This window comes from Brevundimonas sp. (assembly GCF_051858995.1).
GTDB lineage: Bacteria > Pseudomonadota > Alphaproteobacteria > Caulobacterales > Caulobacteraceae > Brevundimonas.
Genome location: NZ_JBHYGN010000001.1, coordinates 494,097 through 514,275 on the forward strand (window position 1 = coordinate 494,097; position 20,179 = coordinate 514,275).

A 20,179-nucleotide genomic window follows, 5' to 3' on the forward strand; every position below is an offset into this window, starting at 1 on the left:
GTCCCCAAAGTGCTTTCTCAAAGCATTTCAAGCCTTTGGTCGATGCGGAAACGCCGTCGGCCACGACCAGAACGCTAACCCGCGTGGACCTTATAAGTGGCTGACGATTTCAGAACGACGGAAGTCGGCGAGCGCTACGCACAAGCGCTGTTCGACCTGGCAGAGGAAAAAGGCGCCCTGGACGCCGTGCGCGCGGACCTGAAGTCGCTGCGCGCCGCCTGGGTGGAGAGCGCCGACCTGCGCCGTCTGGCGACCTCGCCGGTGCTGACCGCTGAAGAGCAGGTCAAGGGCCTGGTCGCAATCGCCGCCAAGGCGAAGTTCAATGGCGTCAGCCAGAACTTCCTCGGCCTGCTGGCCCAGAACGGTCGCGCGCGTGACCTGACCGCCGTGATCGCGGCCTTTGAGGCGCTGTACGCCAAGAAGACCGGCCTGGTCGCCGCCGAGGTCGTGTCGGCCCAGGCGCTGACCGCCGCTCAACTCAAGACCATCCAGACTACGCTCCGCACCTCGCTGGGCAAGGATCCGGAACTGACGACCCGTGTCGACCCGGCGATCCTGGGCGGCCTGAAGGTCAAGGTGGGCTCGAAGCTGTTCGACGCCTCGCTGAAGACCAAGCTCGACCAGATGAAGTTTGCGCTGAAGCGCGCCTAACCCAATACGGCGCCTCACCGCGCACCAAGAGACGAAGACAGAGAGATCCAAATGGACATCCGCGCCGCCGAAATCTCGGCCATCCTCAAGTCGCAGATCGCCAACTTCGGCGTTGAAGCCGACGTCTCCGACGTCGGCCAGGTGCTGTCGATCGGCGACGGCGTGGCCCGCATCCACGGTCTGGACAATGTTCAGGCCGGTGAAATGTTGGAGTTCCCCAAGGCCGGCGTGAAGGGCATGGCTCTGAACCTGGAACGCGACAACGTCGGCGCCGTGATCTTCGGCTCGGACGCCGCCATCGCTGAAGGCGACGAAGTCCGCCGCCTGGGCGAGATCGTGGATGTGCCGGTTGGCAAGGGCCTGCTGGGCCGCGTCGTGAACCCGCTGGGCGAGCCGATCGACGGCAAGGGCCCGATCGTCGCCACCGAGCGTCGCCGCGTGGACGTGAAGGCCCCGGGCATCATCCCGCGCAAGTCGGTGCACGAGCCGATGCAGACCGGCCTGAAGGCCATCGACACCCTGATCCCCGTCGGCCGCGGCCAGCGTGAGCTGATCATCGGTGACCGTCAGGTCGGCAAGACCGCCGTCGCCATCGACACCATCCTGAACCAGAAGTCGGTCAACGCCACGGACGACGAGTCCGCCAAGCTGTACTGCATCTACGTCGCGATCGGTCAGAAGCGTTCGACCGTCGCGCAGATCGTGAAGACTCTCGAGGAGTCGGGCGCTCTAGAATACACCATCGTGGTCGCCTCGACCGCGTCGGAGCCGGCCCCGCTGCAGTTCCTGGCCCCGTTCGCCGGCACCGCCATGGGCGAATATTTCCGCGACAACGGCATGCACGGCCTGATCGTCTATGACGACCTGTCCAAGCAGGCTGTGGCCTATCGCCAGATGTCGCTGCTGCTGCGCCGTCCGCCGGGCCGTGAAGCCTATCCGGGCGACGTCTTCTACCTGCACTCGCGCCTGCTGGAGCGTTCGGCCAAGCTGAACGCCGACTACGGCTCGGGCTCGCTGACCGCCCTGCCGCTGATCGAAACCCAGGCCAACGACGTGTCGGCCTACATCCCGACCAACGTGATCTCGATCACCGACGGCCAGATCTTCCTGGAATCGGACCTGTTCTATCAGGGCATCCGCCCGGCCGTGAACGTCGGCATCTCGGTGTCGCGCGTGGGTTCGTCGGCCCAGACCAAGGCGATGAAGAAGGTCGCCGGCACCATCAAGGGCGAGCTGGCCCAGTACCGTGAAATGGCCGCCTTCGCGAAGTTCGGCTCGGACCTGGACGCCTCGACCCAGAAGCTGCTGGCCCGCGGCGCCCGTCTGACCGAGCTGCTGAAGCAGCCGCAGTACAGCCCGCTGACCATGGAAGAGCAGGTCGTGTCGGTCTACGCCGGTACGCGTGGCTACCTGGACGGCGTCGCCGTCTCGGACATCGGCCGCTTCGAGAGTGAGCTGCTGGCCCGCATCAAGTCGTCGAACCCGGGCCTGCTGGAAGGCATCCGCACCAAGAAGGACCTGACCGCCGAGCTCGAAGCCGAGCTGAAGGATGTTCTGGCCGCCTTCACCAAGACCTTCGCCTAAGTCTGACCCCCGGAAGCTGAAAGAGTAGCGCCCGATGGCCAGCCTCAAGGAAATGCGCAATCGGATCGACAGCGTGAAGTCCACGCAGAAGATCACGAAAGCCCTGAACATGGTCGCCGCGGCCAAGCTGAAGCGCGCCCAGGATCAGGCCGAAAGCGCCCGTCCCTATGCGAAGAAGATGGCCGCGGTCATCGCCAACCTGGCCGCCGGCGTGTCCGGCGACAGCGCGCCCAAGCTGCTGGCGGGCACCGGCGCCGACCAGAAGCACCTGATCGTCGTCGCCACCGGCGACAAGGGTCTGGCGGGCGGCTTCAACTCGAACGTCATCCGCGCCGCGCGTGAGCGGATCAACAGCCTGATCGCCAACGGCAAGGATGTCCGCATCGTCGCCGTGGGCCGCAAGGTGCGTGACGGCCTGACCCGCCTGTACGGCGACAAGCTGATCCGCACCTTCGAGCTGAGCGAGCACAAGGTCATCGGCATGGCCGCCGCCGAGCCGATCGCCGCCCTGATCGCGGAAGAGTTCGAGGCCGGCAACGCCGACGTCGTGACCCTGTTCTACAGCCGCTTCCAGTCGGTCATCTCGCAGGTTCCGACCCCGCGCCAGCTGATCCCGGCCGTGGTGGACGGCGACGCCGCCCCGATCGACCTGAACGGCGCCGTGTACGAGTACGAGCCCTCGGAGGAGGAAATCCTCGAGACGCTGCTGCCGCGCAACATCACGACCCAGATCCTGGCCGCCCTGTACGAGAACCAGGCCAGCTTCTTCGGGGCCCAGATGGGCGCCATGGACAACGCCACCCGCAACGCCGGTGACCTGATCAACAGCCTGACCCTGCAGTACAACCGCAAGCGCCAGGCCCAGATCACCACCGAACTGATCGAGATCATCGCCGGCGCTGAAGCGCTCTGATCCCGACCCCGCACAGACAAGACTTTCCGAACGGAACGAACCGATGACCGACACCGCCGCCCCGAAGAAACCCGCCGCCAAGAAGCCCGCGGCCCCCAAGGCTCCGGCCGCCGCCAAGAAGACCGTCGCCGCCGCGACCGTCTCGGCTGGCGCCACGGGCCGCATCGCCCAGGTCATCGGCGCCGTCGTCGACGTTGAGTTCGAAGGCCACCTGCCGGCCATCCTCTCGGCCCTGGAAACCCGCAACGTCGACCAGAAGACCGGCGAGCCCTTTACCTTGGTCCTGGAAGTCGCCCAGCACCTCGGCGAGAGCGTGGTCCGCACCATCGCCATGGACACCACCGAAGGTCTAACCCGCGGTCAGCCGGTCACCGACACCGGCACCTCGATCATGGCGCCGGTCGGCCCGGGCACCCTCGGCCGCATCATGAACGTCGTCGGCCAGCCGATCGACGAGCAGGGCCCGATCAAGACCGACATGTTCCGCCCGATCCACCGCGACGCGCCTTCGTTCGAAGAGCAGTCGACGTCGTCGGAAATCCTGGTCACCGGCATCAAGGTCATCGACCTGATGTGCCCCTACACCAAGGGCGGCAAGACCGGCCTGTTCGGCGGCGCAGGCGTCGGCAAGACCGTCACCATGCAGGAACTGATCAACAACATCGCCAAGGCCTACGGCGGTTATTCGGTTCTGGCCGGCGTGGGTGAGCGCACCCGCGAAGGCAACGACCTGTATCACGAGATGATCGAGTCCAACGTGAACGTGGACCCGACCAAGAACAACGGCTCGACCGAAGGCTCCAAGTGCGCCCTCGTTTACGGTCAGATGAACGAGCCGCCCGGCGCCCGCGCCCGTGTCGCCCTGACCGGCCTGGCCCAGGCCGAGTACTTCCGCGACGAGGAAGGCAAGGACGTGCTGCTGTTCGTCGACAACATCTTCCGCTTCACGCAAGCCGGTTCGGAAATGTCGGCTCTGCTGGGCCGCATCCCGTCGGCGGTGGGCTATCAGCCGACCCTGGCCACCGAGATGGGCAACCTGCAGGAGCGCATCACCTCGACCAAGAAGGGCTCGATCACCTCGATCCAGGCCATCTACGTTCCCGCCGACGACCTGACCGACCCGGCTCCGGCCGCCTCGTTCGCCCACCTGGACGCCAAGACCGTTCTGTCGCGTGACATCGCCGCCCAGGCCATCTTCCCGGCCGTGGACCCGCTGGACTCGACCTCGCGGATCATGGACCCGCTGGTCATCGGCGAAGAGCACTACAACGTCGCCCGTTCGGTTCAGGAAGTCCTGCAGTCGTACAAGGCCCTGAAGGACATCATCGCCATCCTGGGCATGGATGAGCTGTCGGAAGAGGACAAGCTGGTCGTCTCGCGCGCCCGCAAGATCTCGCGCTTCCTGTCGCAGCCGTTCTTCGTGGCCGAGCAGTTCACCAACTCGCCGGGCAAGTTCGTCGAGCTGGCCGACACGATCCGCTCGTTCAAGGGCATCGTGGCCGGTGAATACGACCACCTGCCGGAATCGGCCTTCTACATGGTCGGCGCCATCGAAGAGGCCGTCGCCAAGGCCGAGAAGATGGCTTCGGAAGCCTGATCATGGCCGGCAAGCTGAACTTCTCCCTCGTCTCGCCGGAACGCGAGGTCTTCTCGGGCCTCGTGGACCAGGTTGACGCGCCGGGCGTCGAGGGCGACTTCGGCGTTCTGGCCGATCACGCGCCCTTCATGACCGCTCTGCGCGAAGGCGTGGTCACGGTCATCGACGGCTCATCGCGCCGCCAGTTCGAGGTTCACGGCGGTTTCGCCGACGTGACCCCGGCGGGCCTGACCATCCTGGCCGAACAGGCCACGGAAGTGGCCGCGGCCTGATCGACCGGACAGTCTGATCTGAATATCCGGCGGCGGCTCACGCCTCGCCGGATTTTTCTTGGGCGCGATCCCGGCCCTTGACCCCCACGCGGGGCGCCCTAGATAGCCCCTGCAAGACGAGGCCACGTCCTCGCTCCGCGAAAGCGGACCAAGTCCGGGACGGCCCGGCCCTTTGCAAGGAGGGCCGTATTCCGATGGCCTGGATTTCTCTCTTCGTCGCCGGCCTGCTCGAGATCGTGTGGGCCTATTTCATGAAGCAGTCGCACGGCTTCACCCGCCTGTGGCCAAGCGTCGCCACGCTCGGCTTCATGGCGGTCAGCTTCGGCCTGCTGTCCTTCTCGATGAAGACCCTGCCCATGGGTACGGCCTATGTCATGTGGACCGGTATCGGCGCGGTCGGCGCCTTCATCGTCGGGGTCGTCCTGCTGGGCGAGCAGATCAATCCGCTGCGGATTCTGGCGGCGGTGCTGGTCGTGTCGGGGCTGGTGCTGTTCCGCCTGGCGCCGGGCGGCGGCGCGCACTGACGTTGCAGTGGGGCGGAGGCGGGTGCTAGAGGGCCAAAAAGGAGGCTCCCATGCTCGAACTCCGCCCCGGCTGCGAATGCTGTGACCGCGACCTGCCGCCGGACAGCCCTGACGCCCGCATCTGCACCTTTGAATGCACCTTCTGCGCCGACTGCGTGGACAAGGTTCTGAAAGACGTCTGTCCCAACTGCGGCGGCGGCTTCATGCCCCGTCCGATCCGTCCGGCGAACAAACTGGGCAAGTTCCCGGCCTCGACGAAGCGGGTTCTCAGACAGGACTGCGCGGCCGCTTGATCGACCGCTTGCGCCGTCACGTCTGGCTGACGTCGGTCCTGATCGGCGTGGGCTGTGTGCTGGTCATGGTCGCGGGGACCGTCCTGCTCGCCCTTCTCGCGCCAGACGCTGAGAACACACGATGGGCCGGTGAGCTCACCGCTCCGGCTGAGAAGTCCATCCCCGTGCTTCTGCGTGAACTGGCGGTGGCCGGGTTGGCGATTCCTCTGCCCGAGACCCTGATCCTGTTCGCGCTTCCCGCCCTGCCTTTCCGGGGTTTCAGCGCGCCCGGCTGGCTCTATGCGATCACCATCGGGGGCCTCGGCTGGCTGATCCATGGGGCGGGCGCCCACCAGATTCCCCATGGGCTGAATTTCGGGCTTCTGGCGCTCTGGTACTGGTCTGTGCAGGATTGGCGGGGCTGGAAGCTGGCGGTCCTCGCCACGACCCTGGCCCATGGCGTCTGGAACGCCAGCCTGCTGATCCTGTGGTTCGTCCGCTAGTCAGATCAGCAGGGCGCTGAAGGTCGAGACCACCTGCTGATAGGCCTCGCGCTTGAAGGGCACGATCAGGTCCGGGGCCTCGTCCAGACGACCCCAGCGCCAGGCGTCGAACTCAATCTCCTCATGCTGTTCGAGGTCGATCTCGGACTCCTCGCCGGTGAAGCGGAAGGCGAACCATTTCTGCTTCTGTCCCTTCCAGCCGCGCGCCTGTTTCGACCCGCCGTAGCCCTCGGGGAAGTCATAGGCGACCCACTGGCTGATCTCGCCGATCAGGTCGACGGAGGTGACGCCGGTCTCTTCGGCCAGTTCGCGACGGGCGGCGGTCAGCTCGTCCTCGCCGTCATCGATGCCGCCCTGCGGAAACTGCCAGTTATGCGGCTCCGGCGTTCCGGCCCGCCGCCCGTACCAGACGCGGCCGTCCGGGTGGAACAGCACGACGCCGACGTTGGGGCGGTAGAGGGAGAGGTCGGTCATGGAGTGAGCAGGCAGCAGTGAGCAGGCAGCAGCTTCTTATCAGCTTGTGAGGCGGAAACGACAGCCTCAATCCTGCTGCCTGCTGCCTGCTGCCTGCTGCCTGCTGCCTGCTGCCTGCTGCCTGCTGCCTTACCTTCCCGGCCGCGACGCCATCGCCGACGCCGGGGCCAGTTGCAGGCCGCGGGCGTCCAGACCGGCGGTCCAGCGGGCGACGGCCTCGACGGTGACGGGATAGCTGAAGCCCGCGCCCATGGCCTGACCGCGCGCCTTGGCCAGGGCTTCCAGCGCGTTCAGCTGGCCGACGATGGCGGCGGGGGACTGTTCCTCGTCGATGACGCGGTTGGCGCTGGCGCGGGCCCAGGCGCCCGGCTTGCGGCTCATGGAGCCGTCATCGATGAAGGCGAGGCCGCGCGCGCGCAGCATACCCATGAAGGTGGTCATGCCCTCGTCCGAGGCCTGGAAGCGGTCGCCCAGATAGTTGGTCACCGCGAAATAGCCGGTGGCGCGGCTGAGCAGCCAGTTCATCTTGGCCGTGACGTCGGCGGCGTCGGCGGAGGCCAGCAGGGTGTAGGGGCCGGGGTCGTTGGCCGGGTAGCCGGTCGGCTCCATCGGCATTTCGATCATCACCTCATGGCCTTGGGCGCGGGCCAGGTCGATCCAGCCCTGCAGGCCCTCGGCATAGGGGACGAAGCTGAGGGTCACCTCGGCGGGCAGGCGTTCGATGGCGGCGCGGGTGGTCACGGCGTTCAGACCGAGGCCGCCGACGACGATGGAGACGCGCGGCTTGCCGTTCGAGTGGAAGGGCCGGGCATAGGCCTGGGCCGGGACGCGACCGTCGCTGGCGATACGCGGCAGGACGCCATCTGGACCCGGCTGGTGCAGGCCCGCGATGGGGGCGGCGACCAGCGGCTGGGCGGCGATGCGGGGGGCGGTGACGGGCGCGCCGTCGCCGGACACGCTGGCGCCGTCCGGCAGGGTGATCACGGCCTGACCGAGGGCCGAGGGATCAAGGGCGCCGTCGCCGTTGACCAGGTCCTCATAGGTCCCGCCGGTCATCGAGAAGGCGTCCAGACCCGAGGGCGCGGGGGCTCCGGCCTCGGCCTGCCGATGCAGGGTGGCGCGGGCCGAGGGGGCCCCGGCGCGGGGGTCGCCCAGCACGGTGATGAACAGCCCTGCGGCGCCTAGCAGCAGCAGTCCCGCCCCGGCGACGGCCACCGGCGGCTTCTTCAGCACGCGGGCGACCGGCGCGAGACGCTCGCGCAGGGGCATCTTCACCGGCGGGGCTCCGGCGGTGGCGGCTAGGGCGGACTGACGCTTGGCGAACATGGACAGGCAGGCGCGCTCGGGTGGGCGGGATCCGCACGGGCGGACCCCTTCGAGGCTCACATTGCCGAGCGCCGGTTAAGAAACCCTAACGGCGCGTTATCCATGTGGAGTCTTATTCGCCGGGGCTTTCCGCCTCGCCGTTGTCGGCCAGCACCGTGCCCGGTGCCGTGGTGACGATCCCGTCCGGCGCGGCCGCCATCCGGGCCAGCTGACCCCCAGCCCTCAGCACGTCGAAGGCGCGCTCCAGCTGGTAGTCCTTATCCTTGTCGTAATCCTCGCCCGGCGCCTCGTGCGGCACGTGGGCACCCTTGCGTTCGGCCCCGATAGAGGCGTCCAAGGCGGTCGAATAGGCCGCCTCGGAGTAGATGAAGCTGGACCGCGAGACGATGCGGGCTTCCGCGAACGAACGGGCCACTTCCAGATCTGGCTCGATGCCGATCTTCTGGATCGAGGCGCCGGACGGCGTGTAGTAGCGGGCCGTGGTGATCGACAGGGCGCCGTCAGCGCCGCCCCGCAGCGGGATGACCGTCTGCACCGAACCCTTGCCGAAGCTGGTCAGGCCGACGACGGTGGCGCGCTGGTGATCCTTGAGGGCGCCGGCGACGATCTCCGATGCCGAGGCCGAGCCGTAGTTGATCAGCACCACCAGCGGCAGGCCGTTGGTCAGGTCGCCGGCGGTGGCGGCGTAGCGCTGGATCTGGTCGGCCTTGCGCCCGCGCTGGCTGACGATCTCGCCCCGCTCCAGGAAGGCGTCCGACACGGCGATGGCCGCATCCAGCAGGCCGCCGCCGTTGTTGCGCAGGTCCAGCACATAGCCCTTGATCGCCGGGTTCTCACGCTTCAGCCGGGCGATGGTCTCGGTCAGTTCGCGGCCGGTGTTCTCGTTGAAGGTCGAGACGCGCAGATAGCCGAACTCGCCCTCGACGCGGCCGGTGACGGACTCGATGCGGATGACCTCGCGGGTCAGGGTGACTTCACGCGGCTCCTCGCCGTCACGCAGGAAGGTGACCTTGACCGAGGTGCCCACGGCGCCGCGCAGCTTGTCCGAGACCTGGCTGACGGTCAGGCCCGAGGCGCTCTGGCCGTCGATGGCGGAGATGACGTCACCGGCGTTCACGCCCGCGCGGGCGGCCGGGCCGCCGTCCATGGGCGAGATGATCTTCACCAGCCCGCCTTCCGACGAGATGGTCAGGCCGACGCCCGAATAGTGGCCCTCGGTCCGCTCGCGCAGGGCGCCGTAGCCGTCCGGCGGCAGATAGTTGGAATGGGGATCCAGCGCCCCCATCATGCCCTGCAGCGCCGCCTCGATCAGCTTCTTGTCGTCGACCGGCACCACATAGGCCTGCTCAACGATGCCCAGCACGTCACCGAACAGGCCGATCATGCGGAAGGCTTCGTTGCGCGGGGTCTGACCGGCGGCGGTGGCGGCCCCCAGACCGATCACGGTGGCGGCGGCGGCGCCGATCATCAGCAGCTTGCGCATTCGTCTTCTTCTCAGCGGACCGGGGAGGCGGTCTGGGCGGCAGTTAGGTCCCGCGCGGCGACGAAATCGTGGCCGATCACGGAGCGGTCGATAAAATCAGCGTCATCGTCCATTGGGAAGCGGATTCGCGGGGGACGGGCGTCTAGTTCAGCCACGGCGCCGGATCGATCGCCCGTTCGTCACGGCGCAGCTCGAACCAGACCTCGCCGTCGTCGCCGCTGCGGCCCAGCGCCTGGCCGTCCGAGACCCGGTTTCCGGTCTCGACCGACACCTCGTCCAGACCGGCGATGACGGCGCGCCAGCCGGGACCCAGATCGATGATCACCACCTGACCCCAGCCCGACAGGGGGCCGACGAAGGCGACCTGACCCGAGGCCGGCGCGCGGGCCTCCTCCCGGTCCGCGCGCCAGCGCCAGCCGTTCGACCCCCGCCCGAACCGGGTTGTCGGGGCGCCTGTCACGGGGGCGGTCAGGCGGCTGCGGCCCGCGGGCAGGCGGGCGACGGTCACGGGGGCGTCGGCCTCGACGGCTGGCACGGCGGCGCCCAAGGCCTCCAGCCGCGCCTCCAACGCCCGCCCGGCGCGTTCGGCCTGCACGGCCTCGGCCCTCAGCACAGCCTGCAGGGCCGTCTTGCGGGCCGTCAGGGTTTCGATCTCGGCGCGGCGGTCACCGCGCGCGCTCTCGGTCGTGAACAACTGCTCGCTGTTCAGCGCCGCCAGCCGCCGGACGCGGCTCAGTTCGCCCTGCTGGTCGGACAGGGCCCGGGCGCGGGCCTGCAGTTCGGGCGCGATGGCGCGCATCAGGATGGAGGCCCGCACCGCGTCCACTGCCTCGTCCGACGGGACCAGCAGGGGCGGGGGCGGCTTGCGGCTCATCATCTGCAGGGCCGACAGCAGCCGGGCCTGACGGCCGCGCGCCAGCGCCAGCTTCGAAACAAGTTGAGCCTCACGCTGGCCCAGTTCGCGCAGCCGGGTCCGCTGGCCGACGATCAGCTGGTCATCAGCGCTGACGGCGGCGGTCAGGCGGGACAGTTCGCGCTCGAGGGTGGCGATCTCGGCGGCGGCCTCGTCCGCCTCGGCCCTCAGGCGGCGGGCGCGGGCCTGTTCGTCGCGGAACTCGGCCTGCAGGCGCGTGACTTCGCTCCGCTCCTGCGGCGCCGCGGCGGCGACGGGCAGGGCGAGCAGGCCAACCAGAAAGATCGGAAGGAGGGACCTCATCTAGTCCCGATGATAAGGCGATCCGGCCAGAATGGTCACGGCCCGGTACAGCTGTTCCGTCAGCATGGCGCGGGCCAGGGCATGCGGCCATGTCTGGGGGCCGAAGGCCAGGGTCGAACCCGCCGCCGCGCGAACGCTGGCGTCGAGCCCGTCGGCCCCGCCGATGGCGAAGACCAGCCGCCGCTCGCCCCGGTCGCGCAGCATGGCGATGTGATCGGCGAAGGCGCGGCTGGAGAAGGTCTTGCCCCGCTCGTCGCAGGCGATCAGGTGCGCGCCCTCGGCGGCCTTGAGGATCAGCTCGGCCTCGGGGGCCTTGCCCGGCTTGCGGGGTTCGAGGTCGATCAGCTCCAGCGGCCCGAGCCCCAGCGCCCGGCCCGCCAGAGTGGCGCGCTGGGCGTAGTCCTCGGCGAGCATGGCTTCAGGCCCGCGTCCCGGCTTGCCGATCGCGATGACGCCCAGCTTCATGGGAGGCTCAGCCGATCAGGCGCGGCTGTCGGTGCGGTGGCCGCTGTCGACCGACCAGATCTTCTCGATGTTGTAGAAGGTGCGCACTTCCGGGCGGAACAGGTGGACGATCACGTCGCCCGCATCCAGCAGGACCCAGTCGCAGTGCGGCAGGCCCGAGACCTTGACCTTGCCCAGACCCATTTCCTTCATCAGCCGCTGGAGGTGGTCGGCCAGCGCGCCGACGTGGCGGTGCGAGCGGCCCGAAGCCACGATCATGGCGTCCGACATGGGGCTTTTGCCGCGCAGGTCGATCAGGACGATGTCCTGCGCCTTGTCATCATCCAGCTTGGCCAGAATGGCGTTTTCCAGCTCGGTCAGGCCGACGGGAAGGGGAGCCTGCTGACCGTCTTCGGAGTGAACGGGTTCGATCTCGTCCATCTCGTGCGCCGTGTTGGAAACGGCGTCATCGTGCGCGTCATACGCGGTAGAGGGGGTCAGCGGAGGGCTCCGGGGGTGGTTACTAAAGCGGCAGCCTAGCACAAAGGCCGCCCGCCGTCACGCACCGCGGCTGTTGGCGGCCTGACGCAGGGCCGTGGAGGAGCGTGGATTGAGCGGTGCGGTCAGATAGGTCCAGGCCGGGGCGGGCATGGAGGACAGCAGGCGGGCGCGTTCGGCGGGCACGCGGGCGGCGGCGAAGCGGCTGGCGGCGGGGGCCGTGCGGCTGTCCAGCAGCGAGCCCGGCCGCGCGATCACCGCCATCGGCATCAACCGCATGATGTCGGTCCAGCCGCGCCATCTGTGGAAGCTGGCCAGGTTGTCCGAGCCCATCAGCCAGACGAACTTCACCCCGGGATGCCGGGCCACGAGGGCGCGCAGGGTGTCAACCGTCCACTGGGTGCCCATCCGCGTCTCGACGTCCGAGATGATCATCGACGGGCCGGTGGCGGCCAGTCGGGCGGCGGAGGCGGCCGAGGCCATGCGCTCGGCCAGCGGGGCGCTTTCGCGCGGGTCCTTCAGCGGGTTCTGCGGCGAGACCAGCCACACCACCCGGTCCAGCCCCAGTCGGCGCAGGGCGGTCTCGGCGACATGCGCGTGTCCGTCGTGGGCAGGGTTGAAGGAGCCGCCGAACAGGCCGACCGACATGCCCGGCTTCAGGTCCAGACCGTCGCGCAGGGCGCCCCGGCGAGGACCGGGGTTTTTCGGCGCGGGACCGGCGTGGAAGAAGGACAAGGCGGGCTCGCGCGACTTATGCTCACCCGTGCCCTAACACGCGGAAATCCGGCTGTCGCGCTTGATCAGTGCGGGGAACGTTTGAAGGTGTCGCCGACCTCGGTCGCATCCGGGCCATCCGGTCCCGCCTTGCGCCGGGAGGCCTCGCCGGTGCGCTTCACCTGTGCCTCGGAGGTGGAGGCGTCGGGCTTGCCGCCGGGCATGGCGCCATTGGCCTCGCGGCCCTCGCTCTGTTTCGGATCGGCCATGTCGTTCTCCTTTGCAGGAGGGAAGCGACGGGCGGCCAACCTGTTCCGTCAGCCCTCGAAGTCCGCGCAGACCGTGTTCATCCGCTCTTGGTATTGGCTCAACGGACCGATGTCGGCCCATTCGCGCAGCGCCTCCACTTGTTCCGGGTCCTCAAGGGTGTTCGGCTCCCAGCGACCGGGCGCGGTGCACATCCCCTGGCTGCCGTAGCGCTGGGGCCGGTTTTCGCCGACCGCGATCCGGTCCCACAGATAGGCGTAGTTGCCCTTCGACACCTCGCCCGTCTCGACGAGCGGCTCCATCAGCGTCAGCACATGCCGCTGGAAGTCGCGGTCCCGATCCGCGTGCTGGGCCATCAGCCAGGCGGCGCTCGATGCCCGCTGACCGTTCGCTGGAATGGTGAACCAGCCGTTCGTCGCCACATCGGCCTTCAGCCATTGGGTGTTCTCCCGGTCCACCTGACACATGGCGCGGGACATCCGCGCCCGCACCCGTCCGTTGGCGCCGGGGCTCAGCTCGCCCCAGATCCGGGCGCCCGCGGACCAGTCCTGTCGATACAGCTGGTCCTTCGCCGCCCGCCGCATCAGCTCGCGCGAGCGGGGGTTGGTCTCTTCCTCCAGTCGGGCATAGCGGGCCGAGACGTTGCTGAACGGCGGATCGGTCGCGACCTGCCCGTTCTCGATGCCCTCGGCGAAGATCGTCCACTTGGCCCAGGCGTCGGCCGCGGCGGCGCGGTCGTCATCGAAGGCGGCGCGATCGGCGGCGTCGATCGCCGCCGCCGTGCCTTCCAGCACCTCCTGTTCGGCGTCGGTCGGGCAGCGCCCGCCGTCCTTCATCGCGCGCAGATAGGCCGCCACCGACATGGCCCGCAGGTCCACGCCTTCGGCCTTCAGCGCCATGTAATCGAAGGTTCGCGCGGCGCTGGCGTCTTCCGCCAGCGCGGCGAGCGCGGGGCTCAGTTCCGGCATCGGGCGGGGCGCGTCCTGAAACCCGCCCAGCCCCAGCGCGACGGCCATGGCGCCCGCCGTCAGCATCGCGTGTCGAAACATGGAAGCCCCTCCGTTCTCGAGCTCAGAGAACAGCGGCGCTTCAAGGCAGGATCAAGGCCTTGGGCTTAGGGCTGCCAGCCGCCCGGCGTCTCGACCACGCCCTCATCCTCGTCATCGACGCGGGTCAGCTCGCCTCGGGTCTTGCGGACCTCGATCCAGGCGGCGCGCAGCAGTTCGGTCACGCCCTCCCCGGACACGCCGGAGACCAGATATGGCGTCTTGCCCGAGGCGGCCTTCAGGGCCGCGGCCTTTTCGGCGCGCTCTTCCTCCGACAGGGCGTCGATCTTGTTCAGCGCCAGCAGCTCGGTCTTGTCCGCCAGCCCTTCGCCATAGGCGTCCAGTTCGCCCCGGATGATCCGCCAGGCCTCGACCACATCCTCCTGCGTCCCGTCGATCAGGTGGATCAGCGAGGCGGAGCGTTCGACGTGACCCAGGAAACGGGTGCCCAGACCGGCGCCTTCCGAGGCGCCCTCGATCAGGCCGGGGATGTCGGCGATGACGAACCGTTCGGTCGGGCTCAGGTCCACCATGCCCAGGTTCGGCGCCAGGGTGGTGAAAGGATAATCGGCGATCTTGGGCTTGGCCGCGCTGGCCGCCGACAGGAAGGTCGACTTGCCCGCGTTCGGCAGGCCCGCCAGACCGATGTCGGCGATCAGCTTCAGGCGTAGCCAGATCCAGCGCTCCTGACCTTCCTGACCGGGGTTGGCGTAGGTCGGCGCCTGGTTCTGCGGCCCCTTGAACCGGGTGTTGCCCCAGCCGCCGTTGCCGCCCTTGAGCAGCATCTCGGTCATGCCGGCGCGGTCCATGTCCAGCAGGACCGTCTCCTTGTCCTCGTCCAGCACCTGGGTGCCGACCGGCACCTTCAGGATCACGTCCTCGCCCTTGCCGCCATGCATCTGACGGCCCTGGCCGTGGTGGCCGGTCTGGGCCTTGAAATGCTGCTGGTAGCGATAGTCGATCAGGGTGTTCAGCCCGTCGACGGCCGTAATCCACACGTTGCCGCCATGGCCGCCGTCGCCGCCGTCCGGCCCGCCGTTCGGGATGAATTTCTCGCGTCGGAAGGACACGGAGCCGCCGCCGCCGTTGCCGCTGCGGATATAGATCTTGGCCTGGTCGAGGAACTTCATCGCGGGATTTCTTTGGCGCTACCGCTCGCGACGCGGTCGCTCGCTGCTTGAGCGCCGGGGCTATACCCCAAGAGAGCGGCGATTTACAGGCGCGGCCTGTCGTTCGGCTTCCAACCCTTGCCGTTCCGGCCGCATCACCTCACCCTCCCGGTCCGTGAAGATCACGCCGGACAACCTGTTCAGCCTGCTGACGCCGTCAAAGACGGCGGACACGACCGCGCGCGAGGACCGGCTCAAGGCGGCGGCTGAGGCTCGGCTGCGCGAGGCCAAGGCCGCGGCGGAAACCCTCAAGGCTCGCTCCAGCGAGGCGTCGGACGAGCGCAAGGCGGCCGCGCGCCAGAGGATCGAACAGCTCAAGGCCCGACTGCAGATGCTGCGGTCGATGGCGACCGTCGATCCCGAGGGCACGGCGCGGGTCGCGGCCCAGCTGGCGCGCGAACTGGGTCAGGCGGTGAAGGCCTATGCGGCGGCGGGCGGAAACGCCTCGGGCGTGTCCGCGACCGGCGCCCCCGCCGCTTCCACCACCGGAGAGGCGGGGGCGGCAGGCGACGGCGCGGAGGCCGCGGCGAACGCCCAGGGCGTCGTGACCGAGGCCGGCTCGACCGATCAGGCCCAGGGCGAAGGCAAGGAGACGTCCGAGGGAAAGACGGACGCCAAGTCCGCCAATCCCTATCAGCAGGCGATCAACGAACAGCAGGCCCGCGCCGTCGAGATGGCCCGCCGGGGTAATGAGCAGCGCGCTGACGCCGAATTGATGGCCGATGTCCGCCAGATGGCCGCCGAGCTGAAGGCGCTGGTGCGTCAGGCCACCGAGAAGGCCAAGGCGGGCGAGGACGACGCTCTGTTTCCGCAGGAGGCGGCGGAACTGGACAAGGCGGTGTCAGAGATGGATCGCAATATCCAGCAGGTCAGCAGCGACATGGGCGGCGGACTGGTGTCCCTGCTGATCTAGAGGACGCCGATCCCCTTCAGCCAGTTTTCCAGCAGTCCGGGCCAGACGGTGTCCGGGCTGTGGTTCCGCCTCAGGCCGAAGGCGTGGCCGCCGCTGGCGAACAGATGGACCTCGGCCGGAACCCCGGCGTCGTCGAGAGCGCGCGCGTAGTGGGTGCTGTTGCAGATGTCGTCGACGTCGTCGTCCCACGCCTGCAACAGGAAGGTCGGCGGTGCGCGGCGGCTGACCTCGAAGCCGGGCTCATAGACCCGGCCCCGCCGACAGATGTGGCCCGGGAAGAAGGCTATGGCGAAGTCGGGCCGACTGCTGACGCGGTCGATGGCGTCGATGGTCGTATAGGTCGGCTCGAAGATGTTGCTGGTCTGGGCCACCAGATAGCCGCCCGCTGAAAAGCCCATGACGCCGATCTTGTCGGGCTGAACGCCCAGTTCAACCGCGTGGGCGCGAACGAGGCGAATGGTCCTCTGGGCGTCCTGAAGGGCGCGGGGCACGTCAGGCGTGATGGAACAGCGGCAGTCGGGGTTCCAGTAGTGATTGGTGCCCGGAACGCGATATTTGGACAGGATGCAGGTCATCCCCTTCGCCGTGATCCAGGCGCAGATTTCCGTCCCCTCAATGGTCAGCGCCAGCGCCCGGAAGCCTCCGCCCGGAAAGACGATGACGGCTGCGCCGGTGTTGTGACCTTTCGGCGGGAAGACCGTCATGGTCGGGACAGACACGTCGAGGACGGCCTGGGAGATCGTGCCGCCGACGGCCTCGGGCGTGTATCTCGTCAGGACGCTTTCGGGCGCCCAGGTGACGCCGTCCATGTCCGGGGCGACGCCGGGCCAGATGGGGCTCTGGACTAGACCCGCGGGTTGCCGCCAGACGCCGATCCGGGTGCCCGGCTGTTCTTCGGACGCTGTCGTCGGCGCCGCTGCTGAGGCGGACTTCGCCTCCGGTGGGTCGCCACAGGCGGGCGCGCCGAACGCCGCCGTCACCGCTAGTACCGCAACAAGGATGAATCTGGTCCGGGCCATCCATCGCCTCCCTGTGTCGGAGGAGTTCGCCACGGCGGGCGGCGCGTCACAAAGAATAAGAACTCCAGCCTGCCCCCAGAAAATCTCATGGGGCCGAAACGAAAACGGGCGGGACCATCTTCGATCCCGCCCGCCTGTCAGTCTCTCGTGAGCCTTACTTGGCCCAGACGCCGTACGGATCGCTCCACGGCATGTCCAGCGCCTCGGCGACGGCCGGATAGGTCAGTTCGCCCTTCAGCACGTTCAGGCCGCGCGCCAGGTGCGGGTTGTCCTTCAGCGCGTCCAGGCCCTTGTTGGCCAGCGCCAGACCGAAGGGCAGGGTGGCGTTGTTCAGGGCTTCCGACGACGTCCGCGGGGCGGCGCCCGGCATGTTGGCGACGCAGTAGTGGACGACGCCGTCGATGACGTAGGTCGGGTCTTCGTGGGTCGTGGCGTGGCTGGTCTCGAAGCAGCCGCCCTGATCGATGGCGACGTCGACCAGCACCGAGCCGGGCTTCATCAGCTTCAGATGCTCTTTTTTGATCAGCTTGGGCGCCTCAGCGCCCGGAACCAGAACGGCGCCGATGATGACGTCGGCCTTGACCAGTTCTTCCTCGATCGCGCCGATCGAGGAGTAGCGGGTGATGACCCGACCCTGGGTGACTTCGTCGATATAGGCCATGCGCGGGATCGAGCGTTCGAGAACGACGACTTCAGCGCCCAGACCCATGGCCATGCGGGCCGCGTTCAGGCCGACGACGCCGCCGCCCAGCACCAGTACGCGGGCCGGGGCCACGCCCGGAACGCCGCAGAACAGCAGGCCCATGCCGCCGTTGTGCTTCAGCAGGGTCTCGGCGGCCGAGAAGACGGCGATGCGGCCGGCGACTTCCGACATGGGGGCCAGCAGCGGCAGGCCGCCGCGCGCGTCGGTCACCGTCTCATAGGCGACGGCGGCGCATTTCGAGGCGATCAGGCCCTTGGTCTGCTCGGGATCCGGCGCCAGGTGCAGGTAGGTGAACAGGATCTGGTCTTCGCGGAGCATCTCCCACTCGACCTTCTGCGGCTCCTTCACCTTCACGATCATGTCGTTGCTGGCGAAGATTTCCGCGGCGGTGTCGACGATCTTGGCGCCCGCCTTGACGTAGTCGGCGTCGGTGAAGCCGGCGCCCAGACCGGCGCCCTTCTCGATCGAGACCGCATGGCCGTGGGCCACATATTCGCGCACCGCGGTTGGCGTCAGGCCGATGCGATGTTCGTTCTTCTTGATTTCCTTGGGGACGCCGACGCGCATGGGATGTTTCCTTGCCTGAACCGGTGACGGGCCCACTCTGCGGCGGCCGCGTTTCGCGCGCAATCTAGCGACGGTCCGCGCGCAGGTTCCTGTTCTTTTCGCTGACTGAACGACATACAGTCGCAGAATCTGCGAATGAGGTGCGTCTTGAAGACGGTTTCCGCTGTGGCGCTCGACGATACCGACCGGAAGATGCTTCGCGCGCTTCAGGGTGACGGGCGGATGACCAATGCCGATCTGGCCCGGGCGGTGAACCTGTCCGAAAGCGCCTGCCTGCGTCGCCTGCGGGCGCTGGAGAGCGCCCAGGTCATCAGCCGCTACGCCGCTATCATCAATGAGCGCGCCGTGGGCCTGCCGATCAGCGTCTTCGTGACCGTGACCCTGTCCTCGCAGGCCGAAGCCTCCCTGACCGCCTTCGAGACCGCCATCGCCACCGTGCCGGAGGTGGTGGAATGCTATCTGATGACCGGCGGCTCGGACTATCTGCTGCGGCTGGTGGTGCGGGACGTGGACGATCTGGAGCGCGTCCACTCGCGCGAACTGACCCGCATCCCGGGGGTGACGCGGGTGTCGTCCAGCGTGGCGATGCGGACGGTGGTCAAGCGCGGGGCGCTGCCAGTCTGACTTGCATCCCACTCCTCACGCCCCACCTCCATGGCGGAGCTAGAACAGGGGCGGACCATGGGGCAGACGGCGCGCTGGAGCGGGATTTTTCTGCTCGGAATTTTCTGGCTGGTCGTAGCGGTCGCAACAGGCGGCGGGGTCTTCCTGCCCGGTCTGGTCGTCCTGTTCTCCGGCGCCGCGCTGGTGGACCGCCGGGTCGCTGATCGCATCACCCGCTGGTTCGTCGATGCCTTCTCCGGCTCGGCCCTGCGCAGCGCCCTGATTATCGGTGGCGCCCTGCTGATGATCCAGTTCCTGCCGGCGGAGCTGGCCTTGCTCGCCGCCGGAGACATCCTCGCCTATGTCGAGGCCGCAGCCGCCGTCAGCCTGATCGCCGCCAACACCCGGCTCAAGCCGCTCGTCAGGGCGCTGGGCGCGCGGGTTGGGATCGTGGTCGCGCGCCTGCGTCCGCTGGCTTCGGGACGTCAGGCCGGGGTTCGTCCGACGGTCCGGCGCAAGGCGCCGCCGCCCGCCGACAGCGAGGGCCCGGGCTGGGCCTTCGCCTGATTTCAGACGTAGAACCCCTCGCGCAGGTTGATGCCGTGCTCGACCCAGACCTTCAGGGCCGCCAGCATCTGTGACCAGCCCTGACAGTTGCCGAAGGCGGCCTTCAGTCCGGTCGGGGTTTCGCGCCAGCCGCCTTCCTCGATGGTCACCAGCGTCCGGCCGTCGTCAAGCGGCTCGAAGGTGAAGACCACGGTGGTCATATAGGCGGCGCGGACGACCGGATCGCCGTCGTCGGGCGGGCCTTCATTGGCTTCCCATTGCAGAACGATGCGACGGTTCGGCTCGACCTCGACGATCTCGACCGGGAAGGCGCCGGGGAAGTCGGCGAACTCCCATTGTACAGTCGCACCCGTTTGCATCCGGCCCACCGCGCCCCCGGTGGTGAAATAGGCTGACAGTTTCGCCGGATCGGCGACGGCCTCGAACACCTCCTCGACCGGCCGGGCGATGCGGCCGGACACCTTGAACTTCAGTTCCATGGGGCGGGCTCCTTGTTTGCGGGCCATAATGTTATATTCTTATAACATGTCAACCGAGGCGAATCAGGACCGCGTTTTCAAGGCTTTGTCGGCCGGTGTTCGTCGCGAGATGCTGGATGCGATGAAGGATGCGCCGCAGACGACCGGGGCGCTCTGCGAGCGATTTCAGCCGCTGGATCGCTGCACGGTCATGCAGCATGTGAAGGTGCTGGAAGCGGCCGATCTGATCATCGTCCAGCGCAAGGGGCGGGAGCGGTGGAACCACCTCAACCCCCTGCCGATCAAACAGGTGCATGACCGCTGGATCGGCCCGCACGCGGCGCGGGCCGTGGATGTGCTGGACCGGCTGAAGACCGATCTGGAAGGCTGACGACG

General features: G+C 68.1%; 25 protein-coding genes. 12 read left to right on the plus strand and 13 right to left on the minus strand.

The window, feature by feature from the left end:
• Positions 1 to 96: 96 nt before the first annotated feature.
• The 8 genes from ACTIEF_RS02510 (at position 97) to ACTIEF_RS02545 (ending at position 6,316) form a co-directional block, all read left to right on the plus strand.
• Positions 97 to 651: a F0F1 ATP synthase subunit delta gene (locus ACTIEF_RS02510; protein WP_439470610.1), complete on the plus strand. Its 555-nt coding sequence runs from the start codon at positions 97 to 99 to the stop codon at positions 649 to 651.
• Between the two features lie 51 nt (positions 652 to 702).
• Positions 703 to 2,235, plus strand: coding sequence for a F0F1 ATP synthase subunit alpha (gene atpA, locus ACTIEF_RS02515; RefSeq protein WP_439470611.1), 1,533 nt, complete (start codon positions 703 to 705; stop codon positions 2,233 to 2,235).
• Positions 2,236 to 2,269: 34 nt separating this feature from the next.
• Positions 2,270 to 3,148 (plus strand): F0F1 ATP synthase subunit gamma, encoded by an 879-nt coding sequence (locus tag ACTIEF_RS02520; RefSeq protein ID WP_439470612.1) that lies wholly within the window; start codon positions 2,270 to 2,272, stop codon positions 3,146 to 3,148.
• 43 nt (positions 3,149 to 3,191) lie between these two features.
• Positions 3,192 to 4,745, plus strand: coding sequence for a F0F1 ATP synthase subunit beta (gene atpD / locus ACTIEF_RS02525; RefSeq protein ID WP_439470613.1), 1,554 nt, complete (start codon positions 3,192 to 3,194; stop codon positions 4,743 to 4,745).
• A 2-nt stretch (positions 4,746 to 4,747) separates the two neighbouring features.
• A complete protein-coding gene (locus ACTIEF_RS02530; protein ID WP_439470614.1) occupies positions 4,748 to 5,017 on the plus strand; it encodes an ATP synthase F1 subunit epsilon in 270 nt (89 codons plus the stop codon).
• 194 nt (positions 5,018 to 5,211) lie between these two features.
• Positions 5,212 to 5,541, plus strand: a complete 330-nt coding sequence (locus ACTIEF_RS02535) for a DMT family transporter (RefSeq protein ID WP_439470615.1) — start codon at positions 5,212 to 5,214, stop codon at positions 5,539 to 5,541.
• A gap of 50 nt (positions 5,542 to 5,591) precedes the next feature.
• On the plus strand, positions 5,592 to 5,834 hold the full coding sequence (locus ACTIEF_RS02540; RefSeq protein WP_439470616.1) for a DUF1272 domain-containing protein: 243 nt from the start codon (positions 5,592 to 5,594) through the stop codon (positions 5,832 to 5,834).
• Positions 5,831 to 6,316, plus strand: coding sequence for a hypothetical protein (locus ACTIEF_RS02545; protein ID WP_439470617.1), 486 nt, complete (start codon positions 5,831 to 5,833; stop codon positions 6,314 to 6,316). Before ACTIEF_RS02540 ends, ACTIEF_RS02545 begins: the two co-directional genes overlap by 4 nt.
• Here ACTIEF_RS02545 and ACTIEF_RS02550 read toward each other — a convergent pair whose 3' ends face one another.
• The 10 genes from ACTIEF_RS02550 to obgE all read right to left on the minus strand — a co-directional run bounded on the left by ACTIEF_RS02550 (position 6,317) and on the right by obgE (position 14,914).
• Entirely contained in the window at positions 6,317 to 6,790 is a 474-nt protein-coding gene (locus tag ACTIEF_RS02550; RefSeq protein ID WP_439470618.1) for an RNA pyrophosphohydrolase, read from the minus strand.
• A gap of 129 nt (positions 6,791 to 6,919) precedes the next feature.
• On the minus strand, positions 6,920 to 8,116 hold the full coding sequence (locus tag ACTIEF_RS02555) for a divergent polysaccharide deacetylase family protein (protein ID WP_439470619.1): 1,197 nt from the start codon (positions 8,114 to 8,116) through the stop codon (positions 6,920 to 6,922).
• A 112-nt stretch (positions 8,117 to 8,228) separates the two neighbouring features.
• Positions 8,229 to 9,599 (minus strand): S41 family peptidase, encoded by a 1,371-nt coding sequence (locus ACTIEF_RS02560; RefSeq protein ID WP_439470620.1) that lies wholly within the window; start codon positions 9,597 to 9,599, stop codon positions 8,229 to 8,231.
• Between the two features lie 142 nt (positions 9,600 to 9,741).
• Entirely contained in the window at positions 9,742 to 10,815 is a 1,074-nt protein-coding gene (locus ACTIEF_RS02565) for a murein hydrolase activator EnvC family protein (RefSeq protein ID WP_439470621.1), read from the minus strand.
• Entirely contained in the window at positions 10,816 to 11,280 is a 465-nt protein-coding gene (gene rlmH, locus ACTIEF_RS02570) for a 23S rRNA (pseudouridine(1915)-N(3))-methyltransferase RlmH (RefSeq protein WP_439470622.1), read from the minus strand.
• A 15-nt stretch (positions 11,281 to 11,295) separates the two neighbouring features.
• Positions 11,296 to 11,700, minus strand: a complete 405-nt coding sequence (gene rsfS, locus ACTIEF_RS02575; protein ID WP_439470623.1) for a ribosome silencing factor — start codon at positions 11,698 to 11,700, stop codon at positions 11,296 to 11,298.
• Positions 11,701 to 11,817: 117 nt separating this feature from the next.
• Positions 11,818 to 12,492, minus strand: a complete 675-nt coding sequence (locus ACTIEF_RS02580; RefSeq protein WP_439470624.1) for a nicotinate-nucleotide adenylyltransferase — start codon at positions 12,490 to 12,492, stop codon at positions 11,818 to 11,820.
• A 65-nt stretch (positions 12,493 to 12,557) separates the two neighbouring features.
• Positions 12,558 to 12,740, minus strand: a complete 183-nt coding sequence (locus ACTIEF_RS02585; protein ID WP_439470625.1) for a hypothetical protein — start codon at positions 12,738 to 12,740, stop codon at positions 12,558 to 12,560.
• Between the two features lie 48 nt (positions 12,741 to 12,788).
• Complete coding sequence (locus ACTIEF_RS02590) at positions 12,789 to 13,787, minus strand: DUF6624 domain-containing protein (RefSeq protein ID WP_439470626.1); 999 nt, start codon at positions 13,785 to 13,787, stop codon at positions 12,789 to 12,791.
• 65 nt (positions 13,788 to 13,852) lie between these two features.
• Positions 13,853 to 14,914: a GTPase ObgE gene (gene obgE, locus ACTIEF_RS02595; protein WP_439470627.1), complete on the minus strand. Its 1,062-nt coding sequence runs from the start codon at positions 14,912 to 14,914 to the stop codon at positions 13,853 to 13,855.
• A 154-nt stretch (positions 14,915 to 15,068) separates the two neighbouring features.
• Between obgE and ACTIEF_RS02600 the strand changes: the two genes are divergently transcribed.
• Entirely contained in the window at positions 15,069 to 15,866 is a 798-nt protein-coding gene (locus tag ACTIEF_RS02600; protein ID WP_439470628.1) for a hypothetical protein, read from the plus strand.
• Here ACTIEF_RS02600 and ACTIEF_RS02605 read toward each other — a convergent pair.
• Positions 15,863 to 16,885 carry an alpha/beta hydrolase gene (locus ACTIEF_RS02605; RefSeq protein ID WP_439470629.1) on the minus strand — a complete coding sequence of 341 codons (1,023 nt, stop codon included), beginning with the start codon at positions 16,883 to 16,885 and terminating at the stop codon, positions 15,863 to 15,865. The two genes, ACTIEF_RS02600 and ACTIEF_RS02605, sit on opposite strands and share 4 nt — an antisense overlap.
• A 154-nt stretch (positions 16,886 to 17,039) precedes the next feature.
• Positions 17,040 to 18,155, minus strand: a complete 1,116-nt coding sequence (gene ald, locus ACTIEF_RS02610; protein ID WP_439470630.1) for an alanine dehydrogenase — start codon at positions 18,153 to 18,155, stop codon at positions 17,040 to 17,042.
• Between the two features lie 135 nt (positions 18,156 to 18,290).
• Here ald and ACTIEF_RS02615 point away from each other — a divergent pair, with 135 nt between their 5' ends.
• Both ACTIEF_RS02615 and ACTIEF_RS02620 read left to right on the plus strand, forming a co-directional pair.
• A complete protein-coding gene (locus ACTIEF_RS02615; RefSeq protein ID WP_439470631.1) occupies positions 18,291 to 18,779 on the plus strand; it encodes an Lrp/AsnC family transcriptional regulator in 489 nt (162 codons plus the stop codon).
• A gap of 57 nt (positions 18,780 to 18,836) precedes the next feature.
• The gene (locus tag ACTIEF_RS02620) at positions 18,837 to 19,325 is read left to right on the plus strand and encodes a hypothetical protein (protein WP_439470632.1); all 489 of its coding nucleotides are present in this window, start codon (positions 18,837 to 18,839) and stop codon (positions 19,323 to 19,325) included.
• 2 nt (positions 19,326 to 19,327) lie between these two features.
• Here ACTIEF_RS02620 and ACTIEF_RS02625 read toward each other — a convergent pair whose 3' ends face one another.
• Entirely contained in the window at positions 19,328 to 19,804 is a 477-nt protein-coding gene (locus ACTIEF_RS02625; RefSeq protein ID WP_439470633.1) for an SRPBCC family protein, read from the minus strand.
• An 85-nt stretch (positions 19,805 to 19,889) separates the two neighbouring features.
• Here ACTIEF_RS02625 and ACTIEF_RS02630 point away from each other — a divergent pair, with 85 nt between their 5' ends.
• On the plus strand, positions 19,890 to 20,174 hold the full coding sequence (locus ACTIEF_RS02630) for an ArsR/SmtB family transcription factor (protein ID WP_439470634.1): 285 nt from the start codon (positions 19,890 to 19,892) through the stop codon (positions 20,172 to 20,174).
• Positions 20,175 to 20,179 lie beyond the last annotated feature (5 nt).